The following is a 1,583-nucleotide window of genomic DNA, read 5'->3' as shown; positions in this document are numbered from 1 at the left end:
GGCTCGGCGGCGACGGGCGCGTAGTCGTAGGTCGCGTCCGACGGCGGCCGGTCCTGCGCGAGCAGTCCCGAGTTGTAGACGGCGGCCGCGACGACGGCGACGCCACGCTCTGCCGCGGCGGGCAGCAGGTCGGCCAGCGCGGGCTGCTCGAGGAGCGTGAACCGCCCGGCGCACATGACGACGTCGACGTCGGTCTCGCGCACGAACCGGGCCAGCATGGCGGACTGGTTCATCCCGGCGCCGATCGCGCCGACCACTCCCTGGTCGCGAAGCTCGACGAGCGCGGGCAGGGCCTCGTGGGCCGCCTGCGTCCAGTGCTCGTCGGGGTCGTGCAGGTAGGCCACGTCGATCCGGTCCAGACCGGTACGCTCCAGGCTCGCCTCGATCGAGGCGAGCACGCCGTCGCGGGAGAAGTCCCAGACCCGGCGCGACGTGGCGGGCACGTCGAACATCTCGGGGTCGCGCCGGTCGGCGGTCTCGGGCGAGGGCACCAGCAGTCGTCCGACCTTGGTGGAGATCACCAGTTCGTCGCGGGGCCGGGTGCGCAGGTACGCGCCGAGGCGGCGCTCGGACAGCCCGAGGCCGTAGTGCGGCGCGGTGTCGAAGTACCGGATGCCGGCGTCCCACGCGGCCTGGAACGTGGCGTAGGCCTCGTCGTCCGTGGTCGCGCGGTACAGGTTGCCGGCGGGGGCGGCGCCCAGGCCGAGCGTGGTGAGCCGGACGCCGGTGGCGCGCACCTCGGTGGTCTGCATGCGGTGTCCTCTTCGACGGGTCGGCGACGTGGCCGGCGACAGCACCGGCGACGCGGCCGGCGAAACATCAGATGTATAGCACCGAACCAGCCTCGGACGGAACGGCCCTCGGACCGGCGACCCCCAACGGGACGTCCCAGTAGGCTCGCCGCGTGACGGCACTGTGGTGGACGGAGTCCGGACCGACCGACGCCCCCGTGGTGCTGCTGCTGCACGGCGGCGGCATGGGCGCGTGGATGTGGCGCGACCAGGTGGCCGTCCTGCGCGAGCGGTACCGCGTGATCACGCCGGACCTTCCCGGCCACGACCACAGCGCCGAGGTGCCGTTCGGCTCCCCGGGCGAGATCGTCGCCGCTCTCGCGGGCCTGCTCGGCGAAGCAACCCAGGGCTCTGCAGCCCGCACGGACGTGCCCCGGACGACCGTCGTCGGTTTCTCGTTCGGCGCCCAGCTCGCGCTGACCCTGGCCACAGCACACCCCGATCTGGTGGCGCGCACCGTCGTCGTCAGCGCCCTCGCTCAGCCGACGCCGGTACCTGGCCTGAGCGCGAGTCTGAGCGCGAGTCTGAGCGCCGGGCTCGTGCGCGCGGCGGCCCCGCTCGGCGGGCAGCGCTGGTTCGCCCGCCTCCAGGCCAAGGCCCTGTACGTGGACGACGCGATGTTCGACGACTACCTGCGCACCGCCCGCTCGCTCTCGGCGGCGAACCTGGTCGCGATGACGTCGGCCAACGCGGCGTTCCGCATCCCCGAGGCGTGGGCAGCCTTCCCCGGGCCGGCGCTGCTGCTGGCGGGCGCCGCCGAGCCGCGCGCCCTCGTGCGCGGGATGCGTGAGC

General features: G+C 74.2%; 2 protein-coding genes. One reads left to right on the top strand and one right to left on the bottom strand.

The genetic code is table 11. The features are described from left to right. Window positions 1-752 (bottom strand): aldo/keto reductase (locus tag PROKR_RS26960; RefSeq protein ID WP_084800709.1); only part of this gene is annotated, 752 nt, incomplete at its 3' end. Between the two features lie 152 nt (window positions 753-904). Here PROKR_RS26960 and PROKR_RS26955 point away from each other — a divergent pair. Beyond that, on the top strand, window positions 905-1,583 hold a 679-nt coding region (locus PROKR_RS26955; protein ID WP_245605988.1), incomplete at its 3' end, for an alpha/beta fold hydrolase.

It is taken from the genome of Promicromonospora kroppenstedtii DSM 19349, from assembly GCF_000515355.1.
Taxonomy (GTDB): Bacteria; Actinomycetota; Actinomycetes; order Actinomycetales; family Cellulomonadaceae; genus Promicromonospora; species Promicromonospora kroppenstedtii.
The sequence above is the reverse complement of the archived record's forward strand: the minus strand, read 5'-3'. Positions and strand labels throughout refer to the sequence as shown.